The following is a 1,788-nucleotide window of genomic DNA, read 5'->3' as shown; positions in this document are numbered from 1 at the left end:
AGACAGGGTCACCGAGATTTCAACAACCCGGGGATCCCTCCATGAGGACCAGGGGTATTCGCTGAAGGTCATTGTGGATGGTAAAAGCCATGTCCTGATCGACGACGGCGACCTTGAGGGAACCTTGGCCGAGCGGCTCGAATACGCGCGGCACATTGAGGACGCCCTGCTGCTCGCGATGGATGAGGCGCGGGAGAGGGACACCTCCGTGGTCATCTCCTATGAGCGGGAACGCGAGCGCTGGTCATCTGCTCCGGTGTCAGCGTTAACCGGAAGACTTCCCGAAGCCGTGGGCTGAGCACGTCTGGCTGGAAAGACGCCGCGTGGCCACTTCAGCCGCCCGTCCTTCCAGGCTGCCTGCCACTTCCAGCAAAACGCACCCACGCGCGTCACGGGATCAGCAATCACAGTCGGTGTAATAAATACGTAACTGTTGCGTGGGTCACATTTGCCCCTTACTCTGGATAAGGCTTAAGAAACAGGCCATAGCAAGAAGCTGCAGCGTCGCAGCCAATGCCGGGGAAGGCTTCAAAACTTGAATTCCAAGCTCAACATCGTTGTCCGTGTAGACCTCGACCACGCCAAGGCTCTGGTGATTGCAAAGGGCCATATCACCGTTCACAGTGTGAACGCACTTTACGTAGTAGTGAAGCGCGCCAATTCCTTGAAGGAAGGCCTTGACCTGGAGCTGGACATCAGTCACGCAAGGGTTGATGAAGAAGCCCTGGAAATGCTCCGTACAGCTTCCGAAACGCATCACCTGCCGGCCAAAATCGATCCGCAGCAGGCACCTTGTACCATCAGCGTCCTGGCACAGCGCCGCGAGCACGCACCCGCAAGGCGCGCACTGATCGCCGCCTAAAAGCTTCGCAGGCAAGGCACCCGAAGCGTCCACCATCGGGCCAGGATGCCAGCCCCATACTTTCTTCCTGATTTTCCACAAACTTTGAGTGCAGCTGTATCCGAATAGACGGGTAGCTGCACTTTTAGTTTGCGGGAACGCTTTAAGCGTGGACCGGTCCACCTCCCCCGTGTGCGTCCAGCCATTCCTTGAGCAGGCCAGTGAGGGCATCGCGGGAGCAGCGCCGCACGGCGCTGGCCGCCGTCGTCCGTCAGCAGGTAGCCGCACGGCGCCTGGTTGAACAGCGCCTAGAAGCGGGTTGGGTACGGGCTCCTGTCACGGGGCGGAGCGGCCGGCACCCACGTGGTCAAACTGCACCAGCCGGTAATCGTCGGCGAAGCAGGGCAGGAGCCGGCGCCACAAGTCCTGGTCGCACCCGTAGCCATGGGAAAACATCATCGCCGGCCCGTCAGCCCGCCCGGACACCGTGACATTGTTCCGCCGGATCACCGTGGAAACCGCTGTCGTTGCTGCTTCGACCTTTCTTACCCACCCCTGCCTAGGGTGACTTTGCCTTGCCTTGCATTGCCTTGCCTTGCCTCAGATGAGCGACGGGGGACGCGGAATCCCAGGCCCGCACCGCGAGCATTAGGGCATGCAATAGTTCCGTAATTGATGTGATGCTGGTCACTTAAAGCGCTTTCCCACTTCTGCCTTAGGTTTGCCTACCCTACAGTTCCTCGGGTGGGCATCTTTCCTCAAGGCCCACGAGGACCCCGGTCCGCCCCACTCTTCCCCAGAAAGCAGTGCCTCAATGAAGATTCGCAACACCGCACTGGCGAGCATCGCACTCGCCGCCAGCGCCGCGCTCAGCCTGTCGGCCTGCGCCGGCACCGCCACGCCCGCCGCCACCGGTTCAGCCTCCGCCTCGGCTGAAGCGGTTTCGG

3 protein-coding genes are annotated in these 1,788 nt (G+C 60.9%); 2 read left to right on the top strand and 1 reads right to left on the bottom strand.

What is annotated here, in order from left to right:
• Positions 1-298: hypothetical protein (locus tag AC5RWX_RS32905; RefSeq protein ID WP_494100363.1), on the top strand; the 298-nt coding region annotated here is incomplete at its 5' end.
• Positions 299-535: 237 nt separating this feature from the next.
• Positions 536-862: a hypothetical protein gene (locus AC5RWX_RS32900; protein WP_494100362.1), complete on the top strand. Its 327-nt coding sequence runs from the start codon at positions 536-538 to the stop codon at positions 860-862.
• Between the two features lie 315 nt (positions 863-1,177).
• Here the strand turns inward: AC5RWX_RS32900 and AC5RWX_RS32895 are convergent, their stop codons facing one another.
• Positions 1,178-1,327 carry an alpha/beta fold hydrolase gene (locus AC5RWX_RS32895; protein WP_494100361.1) on the bottom strand — a complete coding sequence of 50 codons (150 nt, stop codon included), beginning with the start codon at positions 1,325-1,327 and terminating at the stop codon, positions 1,178-1,180.
• Positions 1,328-1,788 lie beyond the last annotated feature (461 nt).

Source organism: Arthrobacter sp. SPT-J7, assembly GCF_059089965.1.
This window is presented reverse-complemented; position numbering and strand designations above follow the sequence as displayed.